This window comes from Pseudoponticoccus marisrubri, from assembly GCF_001482405.1.
Lineage (GTDB): Bacteria > Pseudomonadota > Alphaproteobacteria > Rhodobacterales > Rhodobacteraceae > Pseudoponticoccus > Pseudoponticoccus marisrubri.
Window position 1 is genome coordinate 1 of the sequence record NZ_LPXO01000070.1, and the last position, 295, is coordinate 295.

At 51.2% G+C, this 295-nt stretch carries 1 rRNA gene; it reads right to left on the reverse strand.

What is annotated here, in order from left to right:
- Positions 1 to 295: ribosomal RNA gene (locus AVJ23_RS22000) — 23S ribosomal RNA — on the reverse strand; the annotation flags it as partial.

Below are 295 nucleotides of genomic sequence, written 5' to 3' on the forward strand. Positions count from 1 at the left end.
CTACTTTCGTACCTGCTCGACATGTCTGTCTCGCAGTCAAGCGCACTTATACCATTATGCTCATTGCATGATTTCCGACCATGCTGAGTGCACCTTCGTACTCCTCCGTTACTCTTTGGGAGGAGACCGCCCCAGTCAAACTACCCACCATACACTGTCCCCGATCCGGATAACGGACCTGGGTTAGAACCTCAAACATACCAGGGTGGTATTTCAAGGATGGCTCCACTGCAACTGGCGTCACAGTTTCAAAGCCTCCCACCTATCCTACACAAGTAGGCTCAAAGTTCAGTGC